Annotated in this window: 15 protein-coding genes; 7 read left to right on the top strand and 8 right to left on the bottom strand. The window is 53.9% G+C overall.

All coding sequences use genetic code 11. The annotated features are described in order from the left end of the window. Nucleotides 1-295: 295 nt before the first annotated feature. The 4 genes from AUP42_RS22040 to AUP42_RS02935 all read right to left on the bottom strand — a co-directional run bounded on the left by AUP42_RS22040 (nt 296) and on the right by AUP42_RS02935 (nt 3,828). Nucleotides 296-487 (bottom strand): DUF6898 family protein, encoded by a 192-nt coding sequence (locus AUP42_RS22040; protein WP_062948755.1) that lies wholly within the window; start codon nt 485-487, stop codon nt 296-298. A 140-nt stretch (nt 488-627) separates the two neighbouring features. Further along, nucleotides 628-1,518, bottom strand: coding sequence for a 3-hydroxyisobutyrate dehydrogenase (mmsB, locus tag AUP42_RS02945; RefSeq protein ID WP_062948753.1), 891 nt, complete (start codon nt 1,516-1,518; stop codon nt 628-630). 66 nt (nt 1,519-1,584) lie between these two features. Continuing rightward, on the bottom strand, nt 1,585-2,685 hold the full coding sequence (locus AUP42_RS02940; protein ID WP_062948751.1) for an enoyl-CoA hydratase/isomerase family protein: 1,101 nt from the start codon (nt 2,683-2,685) through the stop codon (nt 1,585-1,587). Nucleotides 2,686-2,688: 3 nt separating this feature from the next. Further along, nucleotides 2,689-3,828, bottom strand: coding sequence for an isobutyryl-CoA dehydrogenase (locus tag AUP42_RS02935; protein WP_062948749.1), 1,140 nt, complete (start codon nt 3,826-3,828; stop codon nt 2,689-2,691). Nucleotides 3,829-4,051: 223 nt separating this feature from the next. Between AUP42_RS02935 and AUP42_RS02930 the strand changes: the two genes are divergently transcribed. The 4 genes from AUP42_RS02930 to hemB all read left to right on the top strand — a co-directional run bounded on the left by AUP42_RS02930 (nt 4,052) and on the right by hemB (nt 8,501). Next, a complete protein-coding gene (locus AUP42_RS02930; RefSeq protein ID WP_062948747.1) occupies nt 4,052-5,341 on the top strand; it encodes an O-acetylhomoserine aminocarboxypropyltransferase/cysteine synthase family protein in 1,290 nt (429 codons plus the stop codon). A gap of 120 nt (nt 5,342-5,461) precedes the next feature. Then, a complete protein-coding gene (locus tag AUP42_RS02925) occupies nt 5,462-6,223 on the top strand; it encodes a DeoR/GlpR family DNA-binding transcription regulator (RefSeq protein WP_062948745.1) in 762 nt (253 codons plus the stop codon). 17 nt (nt 6,224-6,240) lie between these two features. Then, nucleotides 6,241-7,419, top strand: a complete 1,179-nt coding sequence (locus tag AUP42_RS02920; RefSeq protein ID WP_062948743.1) for an MFS transporter — start codon at nt 6,241-6,243, stop codon at nt 7,417-7,419. Between the two features lie 80 nt (nt 7,420-7,499). After that, entirely contained in the window at nt 7,500-8,501 is a 1,002-nt protein-coding gene (hemB, locus tag AUP42_RS02915) for a porphobilinogen synthase (RefSeq protein WP_062948741.1), read from the top strand. 989 nt (nt 8,502-9,490) lie between these two features. Here hemB and AUP42_RS02905 read toward each other — a convergent pair. After that, nucleotides 9,491-10,465, bottom strand: coding sequence for an HAD-IIA family hydrolase (locus AUP42_RS02905; RefSeq protein ID WP_062948737.1), 975 nt, complete (start codon nt 10,463-10,465; stop codon nt 9,491-9,493). Between the two features lie 485 nt (nt 10,466-10,950). Between AUP42_RS02905 and AUP42_RS21165 the strand changes: the two genes are divergently transcribed. Continuing rightward, complete coding sequence (locus AUP42_RS21165; RefSeq protein WP_082242478.1) at nt 10,951-11,109, top strand: DUF1127 domain-containing protein; 159 nt, start codon at nt 10,951-10,953, stop codon at nt 11,107-11,109. 119 nt (nt 11,110-11,228) lie between these two features. Here the strand turns inward: AUP42_RS21165 and AUP42_RS02895 are convergent, their stop codons facing one another. Together AUP42_RS02895 and AUP42_RS02890 are read right to left on the bottom strand one after the other, a co-directional pair. Continuing rightward, nucleotides 11,229-12,743 carry a malonate--CoA ligase gene (locus tag AUP42_RS02895; protein ID WP_062949347.1) on the bottom strand — a complete coding sequence of 505 codons (1,515 nt, stop codon included), beginning with the start codon at nt 12,741-12,743 and terminating at the stop codon, nt 11,229-11,231. 125 nt (nt 12,744-12,868) lie between these two features. Beyond that, on the bottom strand, nt 12,869-14,035 hold the full coding sequence (locus tag AUP42_RS02890) for a type III PLP-dependent enzyme (protein ID WP_062948733.1): 1,167 nt from the start codon (nt 14,033-14,035) through the stop codon (nt 12,869-12,871). Between the two features lie 246 nt (nt 14,036-14,281). On the opposite strand from AUP42_RS02890, the gene AUP42_RS02885 reads away from it, so the two are divergent. Further along, nucleotides 14,282-15,769 (top strand): aldehyde dehydrogenase family protein, encoded by a 1,488-nt coding sequence (locus AUP42_RS02885; protein ID WP_062948732.1) that lies wholly within the window; start codon nt 14,282-14,284, stop codon nt 15,767-15,769. 342 nt (nt 15,770-16,111) lie between these two features. Beyond that, nucleotides 16,112-17,332 (top strand): threonine ammonia-lyase, encoded by a 1,221-nt coding sequence (locus AUP42_RS02880; RefSeq protein WP_197467430.1) that lies wholly within the window; start codon nt 16,112-16,114, stop codon nt 17,330-17,332. Nucleotides 17,333-17,371: 39 nt separating this feature from the next. Here the strand turns inward: AUP42_RS02880 and AUP42_RS02875 are convergent, their stop codons facing one another. Further along, entirely contained in the window at nt 17,372-17,854 is a 483-nt protein-coding gene (locus AUP42_RS02875; protein ID WP_062948729.1) for a flavin reductase family protein, read from the bottom strand. Nucleotides 17,855-17,903: the final 49 nt, after the last annotated feature.

Genomic DNA, 17,903 nt, shown 5'->3' with positions numbered 1-17,903 from the left:
CAAAACAAGATACAGCTGTATTGATTGGATGAGACCAAGTCTCCCCATTGCCCCCTAGCAAACCTCCGAAGCCTCCGTCTTTTTGTTATCGGGTTTTCCCCGGTTCTAGCTTTTGGGCACGACCATTCTTATTGTGGTTCATTATCCAAAAGCGCGATTAGAGTGCAAACCTTAGACACATGAGGTCGAAGGCTGCAAGCGGCTTTGATAAATTGGTCAAAAACACCAAATCGTATTTCATTCTTAGAATAAAACACCAACGCCACCGAATGCATCGCTCTTTATATTGTATACTTTATCCTTTATTGAGGACGTATTCAAGTTTTTGTACTGCGACGCGCTTGAGTTGCTCCGGATTCCTCGAAACCGGACCGGCAACTGTCACCTCGATTCCCGTTTTTCCGTCAATTGCCGTACACCGCAGATAGTTTCCAACCTGTCTCAATTCGAAATAGATTTCACGCGGGGCATTGTTTCTTGTTGTCATTCGTCAATCCGGGAATTTCTGTATCGGTGCCTTGACCGCTAGCCAGCACAAATCTACCACTAATGCGGGCCACGGTATTCATAAAAAAACAGGCCCGGCAAATACCGGGCCTGCATACCATACCTCATAATGCCGTAACGTTACTTGTCGCCATCCAGCATTTTGACAATCGCCGAGAAATCCATCCCGCCATTCCCGCTATTTGAATAAAGCGCATACAGGCTTTCGGCCAACGCCCCCATTGGTGTTGTCGCGCCAGACGATGCCGCGGCCTGCTGTGCAAGCTTCAGGTCTTTGAGCATCATGTCCACAGCAAATCCCGGCTGATAATCGCGATTTGCCGGCGACGTCGGAACCGGCCCCGGCACGGGGCAGTAACTCGTCAGGGACCAGCACTGACCGGATGCTTTTGACGAAATATCAAACAGCTTCTGCGCGTCCAGCCCCAGACGCTTGGCAAGCATGAAGGCTTCGGATACCGCAATCATGCTGACGCCAAGCACCATGTTGTTGCAAATCTTTGCCGCCTGCCCGGCCCCGCTGGTGCCAGCATGAATGATATTACTGCCCATTCCTTCAAGAACCGGTTTCGCGCGATCAAAATCACCATCATCGCCGCCGACCATGAATGTCAGTGTTCCGGCGGTCGCCCCTGCAACCCCACCAGAGATCGGCGCGTCAACTGCACCAAGACCTTTGGCCTTCGCCAGGTCGGCCGCCTTGCGCGCAGCATCAACTTCGATGGTGGAGCTATCAATCAAAAGAGTGCCCGCCTTGGCATTGGCAATCACGCCATCTGGCCCGTCATAAACCGATAGCACGTGCTTGCCAGCAGGAAGAACCGTGACAACGAATTCGACATCCTTTGCCGCGTCGGCAACCGTTGATGCCTTGGTTGCACCTTCTGTAACCGCCTTGCTCACCGCGGCCTCGGACAAATCAAAAACCTTCAGCGCGTGTCCGGCCTTGATCAGGTTGGCCGCCATCGGCCCCCCCATATTTCCCAGACCGATGAAACCGATTTTCGCCATTTGGAGTCTCCTCTGATTTCTCGATGATCGAGATTCTATTTTGATTTCTATCAGTTAAAGAACCAGTCAGAACTGCAACTTCAACTCTTTATCTTCAGGTAAAAGGTCAAAATATGCCGCCACATCGCGCGGATCGACCTGACCAATATCGGCGTGTTGCCATTTCGGACTGTGATCCTTGTCAACAATCACCGCACGGACTCCTTCGAACAGATCTGGCATACGAACGGTGCGCTGTGACAAACGGAATTCCATCGCCAGATCCTGCGCCAGCGTCATGTCGCGTCCCTGGCGGATCTGTTCGAACGTCACGCAAACGGCAATTGGCGATTTGCTTCGCAGTATTTTGGCCGTTTCTTTGGCAAAATCAGTCGAGGACGCATCAAGTGCGGCAAAAATATCTGCCACCGTATCGGCACCAAACAGCTTGTCGACCTCGGTGCGTAGGGTATTCAGAATCCCCTCTTCACCTTTTACATGATGATCATCCAGAACTTTCTTCACCGCTGCAAACGGATCATTCCCGCCTTCTATGGCCGACAGATCCGACTTCAGCGCGGCAATATTTTCGCTATTCACATTATGGGTTGCCAGGTCGGCATAAAGGCAATCTGCGGCCTTTATCCGGGCCCCCGTCAAACCAAGATAGAGGCCGATCTGCCCCGGGCAGCGGGACAGAAAATATCCGCCCCCGACATCGGGGAAAAACCCGATCCCAGTTTCCGGCATTGCGAACAATGTGCGTTCCGTCACCACCCGGAAATGCCCATGCACCGAAACCCCGACGCCCCCGCCCATCGTAATGCCATTCATCAAGGCAATATAAGGCTTGGGATATGTGGCGATGTAATTGTTCAGGCAGTATTCCCGCCGATAGAAGGCATCAAGCAGTGCATCGTCATCACGTTTTCGCGCGTCATAAAGTCCGCGAATGTCGCCACCGGCACAAAAGGCCTTTTCACCTGCCCCTTCGATCACGATTGCAACAACCGTCTCATCGTTTTCCCACTCACGAAGTTTGGCTGTGATCGCATCAACCATCGGCAGGTCAAGCGCATTCAATGCCTTGGGCCGGTTTAACAGGATATGACCGATGGCCCCGTCTTTCGAGAAAACAACGGATGCCTCATTGCCATGCGGTGGACTTGTCGCGTTTTCGCTGCTCATAAATCAATCCTTTAACGCGGCACGTGAGATGATCAGGCGCATGATTTCGTTGGTGCCTTCCAGAATCTGGTGAACCCGAAGATCGCGCAGAAGTCTCTCAATCGGATATTCGCGGATATAGCCATATCCACCGTGAAGCTGCAGCGCTTCATTACAGACCCTGAACCCGATATCCGTGCCGAAACGTTTCGCCATTGCGCAAAACTGTGTTGCATCCGGTGCCTTGTTGTCCAGTTTCCAGGCTGCTTTGTGCAACATCAACCGTGCCGCCTCAAGCTCCGTTACCATGTCGGCATATTTGAACTGCAATGCCTGAAACTGATCGAGTGTCTTGCCAAACTGCTTGCGGACTTTCATGTGATCGCGCGCATGATCCATCGCGGCACGTGCGCCGCCAATAGAACAGGCCGAGATATTAAGCCGTCCGCCATCAAGCCCCATCATGGCGAATTTGAAGCCCTCGCCTTCGTCGCCCAACCGGTTTTCGACCGGAACTTTGCAGTTGCTGAAAATGACGGCGGATGTCGGCTGGCTGTTCCAGCCCATTTTTTCTTCCAGCTTGCCAAACGAGAGACCTTCGGCATCCTTCGGGATGATAAAGGTGGAAATGCCCTTCGGGCTGTCATCACCGGTTCGCGCCATGACGATATAAACATCACTGTGCGATCCGCCCGAAATAAATGCCTTTTCGCCATTCAGGATATAGTGATCGCCGTCCCGAACGGCACGGGTGCAAAGTGCCCCTGCATCCGATCCTGCCCCCGGTTCTGTCAGGCAATAACTGGCGAAATGTTCCATGGTGACAAGTTTCGGAAGATATTTCTGGCGCTGATCTTCATTCCCGAAACGGTCGATCATCCAGCAAGCCATGTTGTGGATCGAGATATAGGCAGCCGTTGACGGACATGCGCTTGCCAGTTCTTCGAAAATCACCGCGGCATCCAGGCGGCCAAGGCCCGATCCCCCGACATCTTCGCGCGTATATATGGCGGCAAAGCCAAGTTCGGCCGCCTTGCGAAGGGTTTCTTCGGGGAAAATGTGGTTTGCATCCCACTCGCCCGCATAGGGTGCCATTTCGTTTTGCGCGAAATCGCGGGCTGCCTGTGCAAATGCCTGTTGGTCTTCAGACAGGTTGAATTCCATTGGATCGCCGCCTCTGAATGTTTTGGTATTTTCCCTTTACGTAAACGTGAATTCGGACCTTTGTCAATTCATTCGGTATAATAGTACCGAATTATGTGAATGTATTCTGATCGGGCTTTTTTATTCCGTCATTTGCGGATTTTTCATCCATCTTCTTGTCGCCATGGCGCGAATATGCATTACTTCCGCAAAATCAATACAACCTATAATCAGGGGAAACGACATGACAGGATCATCCAAACCGGAAACCATCGTTTTACATGCTGGATATCGTGCTGACCCGGCCACCGGCTCGGTTGCGGTACCGTTATATCAAACGACCAGTTATCAGTTCCGCGATACACAGCATGCGGCTGATCTCTTTGCCCTCAAGGAGCTCGGCAATATATACACCCGCCTGATGAACCCGACAAATGATGTGCTGGAACAGCGCATTACAGCCCTTGAGGGCGGTGCCGCGGCGGTTGCCGTCGGCTCCGGTCAGGCGGCATCAACTTTTTCCGTGCTTAACATCGCCCAGGCTGGCGACAATATCGTCAGTTCGACGGATTTGTATGGCGGTACATGGAACCTGTTTGCCAATACGTTCAAACAGATGGGAATCGAAGTACGCTTTGCCGATCCATCCGACCCGGAAAACTTCCGACGCCTGACGGATGATAAAACGCGCGCCTATTACGCCGAAACCCTGCCAAATCCCAAACTTCATGTTTTCCCCATCCGCGAGGTGGCCGATATTGGTGACGAGCTGGGTGTTCCGTTGATCATGGACAATACCGCCGCGCCGGTGCTGTGCCGCCCCATCGATCATGGCGCGACCATTGTCATGTATTCGACCACCAAATTTATCGCTGGCCACGGTACGTCTGTCGGCGGGATTGTCGTCGATTCAGGCAGATTTGACTGGGAAAAACATGCAAAACGCTTCCCGTTGCTGAACGAACCGGACCCCAGCTATCACGGTGCGGTCTGGACGCAGGCCGTCAAACCGATTGGTCCGGTTGCCTATGCGATCAAGCTGCGCTGCACATTGCTGCGTGATGTTGGTGCGGCCGCCTCACCATTCAACTCGTTCCAGACCATCCAGGGTATGGAAACACTGCCGTTGCGTATGGAACGCCATTGCGAAAACAGCGCCAAGGTCGCCGATTTCCTGTCCGCACATCCAAAGGTCACCAAGGTGATCTATCCCGGAAAACAGGATGGTGAAAGCCGCCGCCGTGCCGATACTTACCTTAAGGGCGGATATGGATCGCTTATGGGGTTTGAGCTTGCGGGCGGCAAGGAAGCTGGCGAGAAATTCATCAACAGCCTTGGCCTGTTTTATCATGTCGCCAATATCGGCGACACCAGATCGCTTGCCATTCATCCGGCCACGACCACGCACAGCCAGCTTTCCGAACAGGATCGTATTTCATCTGGCGTGACGGACGGTTATGTCCGCCTGTCGATAGGTATCGAACATATCGATGACATTCTTGCCGATCTGAAACAGGCACTTGATAAAGCCTGAGCCATCACATCGTTGAATCTGGAACCGGTCCTGTTTGCACGGGGCCGGTTTTTTATTGACCATTTTTCCGATCAAAGGTAAACGCGCATTATCGGCAAAACATGCAAAACAGGCAAATAGATGTCGAGTGTCAATTCGCGCCAGCGTGAAATCGAAAAACTCCTTCACAGCCAGGGCACAGTTCATATTCATGACCTGTCTGCTCTTTTTCATGCATCCCTTGATACCATTCGGCGTGACCTGCGCCAGATGGAAGATGCCGGAAGTCTCAGGCGTATTCATGGCGGTGCTACGTTGCCAAGTACTGCCCGCGAAGGATTTCATGACCGGGCACAGGATTTAAAGCCGGAACGATCCGAAATCGCGCGCAAGGTCGCCCATGACCTTGTTCCAGATCATGGTGTGGTCTTTTTTGATAGTGGAACGACGATTTATGAAGTCGCCCGGAATCTGAAACCGTCATTTTGTGGTACCGTGATCACGGTCAATCCCCTGATTGCTGTTGAACTGGCCAATCATCCGAATGCGAATATCATCATGATTGGCGGGATGGTTCTGAAACGTGATCTGGCGATCTGCGGACCGACGGCCATTGATGAAATACGCAACTATAATGCCGATCTTGTTCTGCTGGGCACCTGCGCCCTTCATCCCGAACTTGGTTTGACCACCAGCACCGCCGAAGAGCGCGCCACCAAGGCGGCAATGCTGGCAAAGTCTGCCGAAGCGATTGCCGTCACAACTGCCGACAAACTCGAAACCAGCTTGCCATTCAGGGTCTGTGACCTTGATGCGATTTCACATCTGGTCACGGGCAGGAAGCTGTCGAGCGGATATCTGAACAACTATACCGAACGCGGGATCAATGTGATCCTCGCCTGACGGAGGCCGAGCCCCAAATGCCTATCTCCAACCAGATTGCCCACAACCGGATCCGTGCCATTTTCTTTTTGCATGGTGCCGCCTTTTCAAGCTGGGTCCCGCATATTCCGCTGGTGCAGGAACGCCTTGGCTTTGGTCATGATGACCTTGGCGCCATCTTGCTGGCCGCCGCAGTTGGCGTTCTTGCCGTTATGCCAGTTGCCGGTCGGCTTTCGGACAAATTCGGCAGCGAACGCGTCGCACGCTATTCCGGGGTGGCTTATTTCATTTCCGTTGGCATTCCTGTCTTCATGCCAAGCTTTATGTCGATTGCGATTGCCATGTTCGCACTTGGCTTTTTTGGCGCGTTCCTTGATATATCGATGAATGCCAATGGCCTGAATGTTGAACGGGCTAAGAAACGCAGCGTCATGTCCGGCCTGCACGGTTTCTGGAGCCTCGGGGGCTTTGCCGGTGCCGGAACGACGGCGGCATGGTTTGCCCTGCCCTTGCCGGTTGAATGGCACCTTCCCGTCATGCTGACCCTATTTCTGATTTTGCATCTGATCCTTCAGCGTCAATTGCTGCCAGATGCAGCCGTTCCCCATCCCGCCCAAACGCATGAAGGATCATCTGCCAAACAGCGCGCGATGTTTCTGACCCTGTTGCCATTTGGGGCCTGCGCCTTCATCGGCCAGTTTGGCGAGGGCGTGATTACCGACTGGGCGACGGTTCTGATGAATACGGAACTCAATTCCGGCCCGACGATGGCCGCCGTGGGTTTTGCCTGCTATTCAGCAACCATGGCCATTACCCGCCTGTCGGGGGACTGGCTGGTTACGAAATTTGGCCGCCCTCAAATCCTGCTATCCAGTTCGGCATGTGCGTCTTTTGGCCTTTTTGTTCTGGCACTTGCGCCACATTACGTCGTTGCCTGGATCGGGTGTGCCATCGCCGGAATTGGGTTGGCAGTCATCCTGCCGCTTCTGATTTCTGCGGCGGCGGAGGCAAGTGGCAGAAGCGGCGGTGCGGTCGTTTCAACCATTGCGGCAACCGGTTACACCGCCCTGATGGCCGGGCCACCGGTTATTGGGGCGATTGGTCAACAGCTTGGACTGGTTACGGCTTTTGTCCTGACAGCAAGTTTTCTGGCCTTGATCATACCGGTTTATATGCTGACCATGCGTAAACGCCTTTATCGCGCCAGCAATAGTTGATCCGCCGCCAATTCTGTCCCATAAATTGGGCACCTCATTTCTGAATTCAGAATGCCGCCCCACTGACAAGAGAACAGATCATGGCCAAAACAGTCACCTATGGCACTTTCCCGCGTACACGCCTTCGCCGTACCCGCATGAGCGACTGGTCGCGTCGCATGGTGGCGGAAACCCGATTGACGGCACATGATCTGATCCTGCCGGTATTTGTGATTGACGGTAAAAACGAACGGACACCGATCCCGTCAATGCCCGGTGTCGAACGCCAAAGCGTCGATGTGCTTGTTGAAACGGCAAAACATGCCGAAAAGCTTGGCATCCCGGCCCTTGCGCTTTTCCCGTATATTGATGCCGGCCTCAAAACCAAGGATGCGCGCGAAGCATATAATCCCGACAACGTGGTTTGCCGCGCGACAAAGGCGATCAAAGACGCCTGCCCCAATCTTGGTGTCATCACCGACGTTGCCCTTGATCCATTCAATGCGGATGGTCAGGACGGGATCGTGATTAACGGTGAAATCCTTAATGACGAAACGACCGAGGCCCTTGTGCGCCAGGCACTGGTTCAGGCACAGGCCGGATGCGATGTCGTCGCCCCGTCCGACATGATGGATGGCCGTATCGGTGCCATTCGTGATGTTCTGGAATCCGAAGGGCTTAAAAAGGTCCAGATCATGGCCTATGCGGCAAAGTACGCATCGTCCTTCTATGGCCCGTTCCGCGATGCAATCGGATCGGCTTCGGCCCTAGGCAAGGCGGACAAGAAAACATACCAGCTTGACCCCGCCAATAGCAGCGAAGCGATGCGCGAAGTCGCCTATGATCTCGAAGAAGGCGCAGACTCCGTCATCGTGAAACCCGGCCTGCCATATCTCGACGTGCTGTATCGGGTGCGTGAAGAATTTGGCGTCCCTGTTTTCGCCTATCAGGTATCGGGTGAATACGCCATGTTGCGGGCTGCGGCCCAGAATGGCTGGCTTGATTATCTTGGCTGCGCCATTGAAACGCTGTCCTGTTTCAAGCGTGCCGGCGCGTCAGGAATTCTGACATACAGTGCAATTGACGTTGCCGAGGCCATTTAACAAGGGAACTTTTTTCCGCTTTTCCGCAAAAAGTTCTTGATTTGTTCTTTCTGTTGTGGCATAAAGATAAAGTCAACAGGACAAATGGGTCCGGAGACAAAACCCGCAAAGCGTGATTCGCTTTTGCGGGTTTTTTGCGTTTCGGGCGGCAAAGACAGGAATTGGATGATGATGGAGCAGCGATCTGATCGTCTGAAAGGACGACGGCGGTATCGCCAAAGGGGCATCTCTGGCGCATGGAAAAGTCATTACGGCGGTGGTGCGTTCGGGCCGTGAGGCCATCGGAAATTACGAAAAACTGTGGTTTGTCATGATGGGAGAGATGTGCCCTTGGGGCAAGGGTGTTTGTTCGGGGCAGCGAGAGCCGGGCTGAGGTCAGCCCATCCCGCCGTTACCCAACCGGTCGGTGAAGTCTGGCAATGCCGAGGATCAGCAGGCCCGAATTGCGTCTGCATTGGATCGGCTGGCTGAATTGGTAGGCTTGGCGATGGGGCAGATGGATCATTCGGAGATGCCGAAAGGCTGGTCATCAATGGCGGGATTTGTGCCTGCCCTGCGACAACGCCTTCGTCCTTGGGGCGAGGTGCGCTTGCAGTGTCCATCGAGAGCCCGCGGCGTTTGTTCGGGGCAGCAGGGACTGGGGCGTGGTCGGTCTGGTGCAATCCAGTTCTATCCAGCCCAACCCCGTCCGGCCTACCCGGTCGGTGACGTTTGGCGATGCAGAGGGCAGCAGGGTTCACGGGCTGGATTGGATTGGTGGCGGGGCCGATGGTTCGTTCGGACGTACCGAAAGGTCGGTCATCGATGGCGGCTTGTGGGATTGACTGGATTGGTTTGTCGGTTGATCAAAATCTTCATTCCGGGCGCAGCGCAGACCCGGAATCCATGCCCTGTTGAAAGAGGCTGGATTCCCGCCGTTGCGGGAATGACGATCAGGTCGGGAGTGCCCTGTCAGCGGGCCTTTTTTTACCGGGGCGTTTTATCCATTATCAGGCACAGCAGGCTTCGCTTTTGGCACCTGACACGTCAATGCCATGACCAATCGCGCGCGCACAAAAATGCGGGCGCAGACCCGATTTTTCAAACAGGCTTTCGATATCGTCCTGGCCGTCAAGGAATCCCCCCTGATGCACCAGAAGTGTCTTGATGCCTGCTGCAAGTCCACCCAGCACATCGGTATGGATTGTATCCCCCACCATCAGAACACGGTCCCGGCTGATATCCGGATGACGACGCAGGACTTCATCAAACACGTGACCATAGGGTTTGCCAACGCAATCCGGTATCACGTTGCAACGATCCGCTGCCTTATGGGCGAAATATCCGGACTCAACCGACAGGAATGCCCCCATCGGCGCACAGATATCGGGATTGCCGACCAGAATGGGGCGCGGATTGGCCGCAAGGCTTTCTTCCAGATGATTCTGCTGGATATCGGACCAGTTTTCAGAATCAATAAGAACAAAACCGTCAACCGCATCATAAAGTGCACGATCCGCACCAAGCGGTTCCACCCTGCCCGGCAGGATATCAAATGGCCAGTGAACCGGCGCCATGGCCCCCCAATGGGACAGATCCCTGTAGGTTTCCATCATCGGGGCGACGAATTGCTGGCTGCTGATCAGGTTTGTCGTGTTGAAATCAAACCCGCGCCCGCGATGCCGTGCCAGAATTGCCTCGGCTGAACTCGATGCATCATTGGTGACAACGGCAAGTTTCTTTCCCGATTTCTGAAGAGCGGCCACCGTTTCGACCGCGCCGGGAATGGCTTGCGCGCCGCTATTGAGCACACCGAAAGCATCAAACACGATCAGATCAAATTGATCCGCGATTTCCAGAAGGTTCCCGACATACTGCGTTTTCGCAGGAACAGATGCCGGATCAACCTGCGGCAAACGCGGGGCATATTGCAGATAAGCTGCAATTGCCTGCTCAAAGCTGAGCTTCGGGCGGTTGATACTCATCTGTCCGTGTCTCCTGTCCGATAGAAAGCCATCCATGGATTGGTCTGAAAACGTCAATCCGGATATGTTCATATGAAAATCGCGATTGCTGTTGTAGCGGTTCCGCCCTCAATTGGAAAGCGATTGGTAATTTAATTAGCTATGCGCTAAAAACATAGCAATAAACAACGAAGCAAATCTGTATTATGACGTTATTTAAGCGTTTTCGTTGCAAAAACATGACTTTCTGCGCTTTCCAACCTCCAGCCATGCAAAAAATGCATTGGATTTCACAATCAACCGGGCGTAGTTTGCATTCACGAGATAAAAACGATGTATCGACTGGCTGATGCGAAGAAATGCAGATGATCATTCGGTACATATTAAGCAGACCGACACGTCAAACCAGTTAACTATTCCTTGATGGAATATCTTCGGTGAGCACATGCCGGTTATCTGAATGACAGCGCCAATTTGAAATTGGCCGGTTTGAAATAGGTGATGAAATGATCGTAACCAAGATTTTTGCTTTCCTGCGCGCCCTTCGTGTTCAGTACCAGACCCAGACTGCGCTCCGTAAACTTGATGCACGTGAGCTGGCAGATATCGGCCTGAACCGTGACATGATTGATGATGTCGCACATCGCGTTGCTTTCGGTCGCTAAGCCAGACCGTAGCCGTCCAAAAGAAAAGCCCCGGCATTGATTGCCGGGGCTTTTCTTGTTTTCGGGATAATGTGCTGACAGGGCAAGCTGCTCCCCTCGCCCCGTTGTAGCGCCCCGTTCTAGTTGGCAAATAGCGCGCTATAATCCTCGCGCAGGATATTCTTCTGTACTTTTCCCATCGCATTGCGTGGAAGCTCGGACACGAAGAAAACGCGCTTGGGCACTTTGAAATTGGCAAGCTGTCCCTTGATCGCATTCACCACATCGTCTTCGGACAGTTTATCGCTACTGCGGACGATGACGGCGACAACCGCTTCGCCGAAATCCGGATGCGCGACACCGATCACGGCACTTTCGACAACACCATCCATCTTGTCGATGACCGTTTCGATTTCTTTGGGATAAACATTAAACCCGCCGGAAATCACAAGATCCTTGGCGCGACCAACGATATGGACATATCCCTTGGCATCGATTTTCGCGATGTCACCGGTAATGAAGAACCCGTCTTCGCGGAATTCCTCGGCCGTCTTTTCCGGCATTTGCCAGTATCCGGCAAAAACGTTCGGCCCGCGTGCTTCCAGAACGCCGATCTCGTCGGTTCCAAGCACGTTACCCTTTTCATCACAGACCCGGACTTCCACATCCGGCAGGGCCGGGCCGACCGTATGCACGATCCGCTCGCCATTTAACGGGTTGGACGTTGCCATTCCCATTTCAGTCATGCCGTAACGTTCCAGCAGCGCCTTCCCGGTCCGTTCCCTGAAGGCGACAAAGGTTTCGGGCAGCAAGGGGGCCGATCCCGAAATGAACAGCCGCATACCCGATGTCACATCGGCATTGAAATCATCACCAGATAATAGCCGGACATAGAATGTCGGTACCCCCATCATGACAGTACTGCGCGGCAGCAGCGCCATGACCTGATCGCGATCAAACTTCGGCAGGAAGAACATTTTCGATCCCGACAGCATCACGCAATGACACGCAATGAAAAGCCCATGCGTATGGAAAATCGGAAGCGCGTGTAGAAGAACGTCGTCCGGACCAAAGCCCCAAAGCTTTTCCAGAGTCGCGGCATTTGACCACAAATTGGTCTGGGTCATCATCGCACCCTTTGGCTTGCCCGTCGTGCCAGAGGTATAGAGAATGGCGGCAAGTTCATCATCGGCACAGGCAACCGGGGCAAATTCGGCGGAGAAATCCGCCGCCTGACTGATCAGCGTCCCCTCGCCCGATGTGCCAAGTGTTAAAACCTTTTCAACGCGCTGTGCGTCGGCAATTGCCGTTACCTCATCTTCGCGATGCGGCTGGCAGACAAAAATGACCGGTGCCGCGTTCCCCATGAAATAGGCAAGTTCGCCTGCCTGATATGCGGTATTCAGCGGCAGATAGACCAGACCTGCGCGGATACAGCCCAGATAAAGGAACAGGGCTTCGGGTGATTTATCGACCTGAACCGCGACGCGATCACCTTTTTTGGCACCAAGCGCGGTCAAAAGCCCGGCAATACGTGCGGATGCCGCATCGGCATCACCGTAACTGTATGTTCTGCCCTCTGCCGTTTCGATCAGGACCTTGGACAGGTCGGATGGAAATCGGCTTTGTATGCGCATGAAAAGGCTGTTGGTCACGGCGTATCTTCCCTGTTTTCGGATCTTGTGCCGGGCATTCATGCTGCCCGTGTCATAACGGGCAGCATAGTGCACACAAGAATATCCGCAAACAAGTACTGTTTTACCGCTATGGCCGGTTGTGATCAGCCGACCTGCGGAAATTCGCCATCAATGAACGGGAATGTTTCGCCGACCGTCACCAGCAATTCTGGGTAAAATCCGTTGAAATGGGTGGCCAGTGCGTTGCTGTAGGCACCGATATGGCCAAATTCGATCCAGTCCCCTTCACGGATGTCCGCAGGCAGGGTCACCGTTGCCGGAAGCACATCCATATTGTCGCAGGTTGGACCATAGATCGTGAAATCAAGAGTATCATCTTCGTTGAAATCGCCGCCAATTCGCATCGGCCGGACCGGGAAACGCAATTGCCCGGTAACAGCTTCGGAAAGGCTGCCATATACGCCGTCATTGATGAATAGCTGATCTTCCTTGCGCAGATGTACCTGCGTGATCAGCGACACACCGCTCGACACAAGTGCGCGGCCCGGTTCGCACATAAAGGTGGTATCGGGCAGGCCAAGCCAGCGGATGCAGTCCTTGATTTCCTCCATGAAGACCTCAAGCCCCGGTGCGCGCTGGTTCATATATTGGCCGGGGAACCCGCCACCCACATCGATATAACGAACTTTGACCCCGGAAAAATCGACAACCTGTCGGATCAGTTCGACGGCAATGCGATACCCGTTCGGCGTCGTGCATTGCGAACCGACATGGAAACAAAGCCCGGCGGCATAGCCGTATCCATCGACCTTTTTCAAAAGTTCCGATGCCGTCATCGGGCGCGCACCGAACTTTGCCGAAAGGTTATAGGCCGCCCCTGCCGGCGGGGTTGCCAGGCGGACATGAATGACCAGATCGGTCTCGCCGTCGGTTTCGGCGCGGACTTTTTCCAGTTCATCCTCGGTATCGATCACGTAATGCTTCACGCCGAAAACGCGGTGCGCACTGCGAATGGCGTCCCGGCTTTTGACCGGATGCATGAAATAGACATTCATTCCCGGAAACTGGCGGCGGACAAGGGCAATTTCCTCGGGCGAGGCGGTATCGAAATGGCGAACACCGCCTTCGTGCAGGTAGCGCATGATTTCCGGATGCGGATTACATTTGACCGCATAAAGGACATTGCCGGGAAACATATCGACAAACCGTTTGGCCGACTCACGCAGGATGTCGGGGCGCAGGCAGTAAACCGGATAAGAAGGCTTAAGTTCACGGACAACATCAAACGTCGTGTCGAAATGGCGCGGCATGGGTATCCCCTTGTCCTTACGGAATTGTATCTGTGGCGCATTCACAATCGGGAATGCCGCCCGCGTTTAATTAGGGTCATGACTCTAACCCTATCAATCCTGCTCCTGACTGTCATGCCTAACATGGTGAAAGGACCTTGCCTTTCCGGTATCGGATCGATAAATTGGTAAAACAATACCGAATAACCACTTATTTCGCTGCTCAGTCAGAAAACGGGCGCGCAGCTATATGACAGGGAGCCTGAAATGTCTATCGAACCCGTGCTTGATCCCCATAAACTGGTTAAGGAACTCGATCGCCGTCACCTGATCGACGGGGAACTTGTGCCTGCCAAAAATGGCAAGAATTTCGACGTCCTGAACCCGGCAACCGGCAAAGTCATTGCGCAGGCTGCCGAAGGTGATGCCGATGACGTCGATTTCGCAGTTTCGGTTGCAAAGAAGGCCCAGAAGGATTGGGCCAACCGCCCTGCCCGCGAACGCGGCAAGCTGGTGGCGGAATGCGGACGTATCCTGACCCAGCATGTTGAAGAACTCGGTCGCCTGGTCGCCCTTGAATCGGGCAAGGCCCTGCGTACCGAGAGCCGGGTCGAGGCATCGGTTCTTGCCGACATGTTCACCTTCTTTGGCGGCCTTGCTTCGGAACTGAAGGGCGAAACCATTCCGTTCAACCCGAACATGATGACCCTGACGACACGAGAACCGGTTGGCGTTGTCGGTGCGATAATTCCCTGGAACGTGCCGCTTCTCCTGATGGCGATCAAGGTTGCCCCGGCATTGGTCGCAGGCAACACCGTCGTTGTTAAATCGGCAGAAGACACACCGTTTACCGTCCTTCGCGTTTGCCAGATCATGCAGCAGATCCTGCCAAAAGGCGTTTTGAATATCCTTTCCGGCTTTGGTCCGGGATGCGGCGGCCCGCTGGTTGCGCATAAGGATGTCAAAAAGGTTTCCTTCACCGGATCGGTCGAAACCGGTCGTACGGTTTACCGCGCGGCGGCCGAAAAGCTGATCCCGGTCACGCTGGAACTGGGTGGTAAATCCCCGATGATCGTGATGGGTGATGCCGATCTGGACAAGGCCATCGCAGGGGCAATTGGCGGTATGCGCTTTACCCGTCAGGGCCAGAGCTGCACGGCGTCGTCGCGCATTCTGGTTCATGAAAGCCTGCATGACGAGTTTGTCAGCCGCCTTCTGGCCAAGGTCAACACCCTTAAAATGGGTGATCCGCTGGACGAGGAAACCGATATCGGCACCATCATCAACCGCAAACAGCGCGACAAGGTGTGCGGTTATATCGAGATCGGCGAACAGGAAGGTGCGACCAAAAATGAACTCAGCGCCCTTCCGACCGATCCGGCACTTACAGACGGCATGTTTGTCCGTCCGGTCGTCTTTACCAACGTCAAGCCCGATGCCCGGATTGCCCGCGAAGAAATCTTTGGCCCCGTCGCCTGCGTGTTCAGGTTCAAAACCTTTGACGAGGCGATCGAGCTTGCCAATGACAGCGACTTTGGCCTTGCCGCAACTGTCTGGACCAAGGACCTTAAAACCGCACTGAGCGCGACCAAACGGCTTGAAGCGGGCTTTGTTCAGGTCAACCAGAACCTTGTCGTGCAGCCCAACCTGTCATATGGCGGCGTCAAGCTTTCGGGTCTTGGCAAGGAGGCATCGCTTGAAAGCATGCTTGAACATTTCACGCACAAGAAAACCATCATCATGAATATGGAATAACCCTGCCCGCGTTCCCCAACCGGCCGGGTTGCAACATTTGCAACCCGGCTTTTTTGTTTGCAAACTTGACCTTGCGCGCCTAATCCGCAAAGCTGCATCACGATTAACGATCCATAACCCGAAAGAACATGGCTATGTCTGCTTGCCTTGACATCCTCGCATCGCATCCCCGTCCGACGCTTCGTGCCGGTGCGATGGCCATGATTATCGGGATTTCCGCCCTGCGAATGTGATCCCTGTCATCTGCGGATGACAGGCTTGGTTAAACATCCGAATTTTGCCCACACATGATAAAATGCCAGCACGCCATATATAAAGGCGACTGGCCGCAGGAGTATGGAAATGACCGTTTCCTATCACGACATCGTACGCGCATCCGGCTTGCTTGAAGGCATCGTCAGCAAAACACCACTGGTAAAATCGCAAACACTTTCAAGAATTTGCGAGGCAGAAGTTCATCTGAAACTTGAAAATCTGCAATATACGGCATCCTTCAAGGAACGCGGCGCCTATGTCAAACTTGCCAGCCTGACGCCAGAGGAACGCGCGAAAGGCGTCATTGCCGTATCGGCAGGCAACCATGCCCAGGGGGTCGCCTATAACGCCAAGCGCCTTGGTATTCCGGCAACCATTGTCATGCCGAAAAACACGCCCTTTACCAAGGTCCATCACACCCGTTCACACGGAGCGGAAGTTGTCCTTAAAGGCAGTGTTTTCGCCGAAAGCCTTGAAGCCGCATCGAAAATTCAGGAAGAACGCGGCCTGACCTTTGTTCATCCGTTTGATGATCCGCATATCATTGCCGGTCAGGGGACTGTCGGGCTTGAAATCCTTAATGATGGGGCGGACATCGACACCATTATCGTGCCAATTGGCGGCGGCGGCCTAGCGGCCGGTATTGTAACGGCAATCAAGGCACGACGTCCGGATATCGAGGTGATCGGGGTCGAGACCAAGCTTTATCCTTCGATGTATGAAGGCATCAAGGGCCTGCCGCTTTCGGGTGGTGGTGTGACGATTGCCGAGGGCATTGCCGTCAAGCAGCCCGGCGGCCTGACCCTCGAAATCTGCAAGGAAAAGCTTGATGATGTGCTGCTGGTCGAGGAAAGCTCGATCGAGCGGGCCATTCAGATGCTGATCGAGATCGAGAAAACCGTTGTCGAAGGTGCTGGTGCGGCCCCTCTTGCGGCCCTGCTTGACCATCATGACCGTTTCAAGGGCAAGAAAGTTTGCATGATTGTCAGTGGCGGCAATATCGATACACGCCTTCTGGCGCAGGTTCTGATGCGTGGTATGGCGCGCGAAGGCCGCCTTGTGCGTGTGCGCATCGAAATCCCGGATGTGCCGGGCGCACTTGCAACCATCAGCGCGCTGATCGGTGACGCCGAAGCCAACATCATCGAAGTGTATCATCAGCGCCATTTCTATGACGTTCCGGCAAAGCAGACAGACGTTGATATGGTTCTCGAAGTCAGAGACACCACCCACGCGGAACAGGTCATCGAAAAACTGACGGGTGCCGGATTTGGCAGTCGCCTTCTGGGCAACACATCGCTCGACTAAAAAGCATCAGGGCCAGCGACAGCGTCGTTGGCCCTTTGATCATTCCCCGAGGGAGTGGTAGCGGCCACCATAATAAAGAAGCGGATCGCCGGTATTCCCCATCGAAATATCCTGCACATGCCCGACAATGATGCTGTGGTCCCCGCCATCGTGAATTGCATGTCGCTTGCAGGAAAATGTCGCAAGATTACCGGTCAGCTTTGGCACACCATGACAATCATCTTCAAAAACAAGGTCTTCCCAACGGTCCTGAACCGGTGATGAAAACAGATCAGACAGATCGCGCTGTTCCCGATTAAGGATATTGATGCAAAAGCGGTCACATTCACCTGCAAACAAAGAATGTGTTGCCGCGCGCTGATCTACCGAAAACAGGACCAGCGCCGGATCGAGTGACACCGACGCAAACGAATTGATCGTAATGCCTGCTTTTGCGCCATTGTTCGCCCGTGCCGTAACAACAGCAACACCGGTTGCAAATTGCCCCAGACAGTCCCGAAAATCGCGCGATGAAAATGACATATTGAAGAATGCTCTTGCTGATAAAACCTATTAGACATGACCTGCGTAC

It is taken from the genome of Thalassospira lucentensis (assembly GCF_001613805.1).
GTDB lineage: Bacteria > Pseudomonadota > Alphaproteobacteria > Rhodospirillales > Thalassospiraceae > Thalassospira > Thalassospira lucentensis_A.
The sequence above is the reverse complement of the archived record's forward strand: the minus strand, read 5'-3'. Positions and strand labels throughout refer to the sequence as shown.

What these genes read in the sequence shown, in the direction of transcription:
- AUP42_RS02940 (WP_062948751.1), bottom strand. Translation starts at nt 2,685, where the DNA reads ATGAGCAGCGAAAACGCGACAAGTCCACCGCATGGCAATGAGGCATCC.
- AUP42_RS02885 (WP_062948732.1), top strand. Translation starts at nt 14,282, where the DNA reads ATGTCTATCGAACCCGTGCTTGATCCCCATAAACTGGTTAAGGAACTC.
- AUP42_RS21165 (WP_082242478.1), top strand. Translation starts at nt 10,951, where the DNA reads ATGATCGTAACCAAGATTTTTGCTTTCCTGCGCGCCCTTCGTGTTCAG.
- AUP42_RS02925 (WP_062948745.1), top strand. Translation starts at nt 5,462, where the DNA reads ATGTCGAGTGTCAATTCGCGCCAGCGTGAAATCGAAAAACTCCTTCAC.
- hemB (WP_062948741.1), top strand. Translation starts at nt 7,500, where the DNA reads ATGGCCAAAACAGTCACCTATGGCACTTTCCCGCGTACACGCCTTCGC.
- AUP42_RS02880 (WP_197467430.1), top strand. Translation starts at nt 16,112, where the DNA reads ATGACCGTTTCCTATCACGACATCGTACGCGCATCCGGCTTGCTTGAA.
- AUP42_RS02890 (WP_062948733.1), bottom strand. Translation starts at nt 14,035, where the DNA reads ATGCCGCGCCATTTCGACACGACGTTTGATGTTGTCCGTGAACTTAAG.
- AUP42_RS02930 (WP_062948747.1), top strand. Translation starts at nt 4,052, where the DNA reads ATGACAGGATCATCCAAACCGGAAACCATCGTTTTACATGCTGGATAT.
- AUP42_RS22040 (WP_062948755.1), bottom strand. Translation starts at nt 487, where the DNA reads ATGACAACAAGAAACAATGCCCCGCGTGAAATCTATTTCGAATTGAGA.
- mmsB (WP_062948753.1), bottom strand. Translation starts at nt 1,518, where the DNA reads ATGGCGAAAATCGGTTTCATCGGTCTGGGAAATATGGGGGGGCCGATG.
- AUP42_RS02875 (WP_062948729.1), bottom strand. Translation starts at nt 17,854, where the DNA reads ATGTCATTTTCATCGCGCGATTTTCGGGACTGTCTGGGGCAATTTGCA.
- AUP42_RS02905 (WP_062948737.1), bottom strand. Translation starts at nt 10,465, where the DNA reads ATGAGTATCAACCGCCCGAAGCTCAGCTTTGAGCAGGCAATTGCAGCT.
- AUP42_RS02920 (WP_062948743.1), top strand. Translation starts at nt 6,241, where the DNA reads ATGCCTATCTCCAACCAGATTGCCCACAACCGGATCCGTGCCATTTTC.
- AUP42_RS02935 (WP_062948749.1), bottom strand. Translation starts at nt 3,828, where the DNA reads ATGGAATTCAACCTGTCTGAAGACCAACAGGCATTTGCACAGGCAGCC.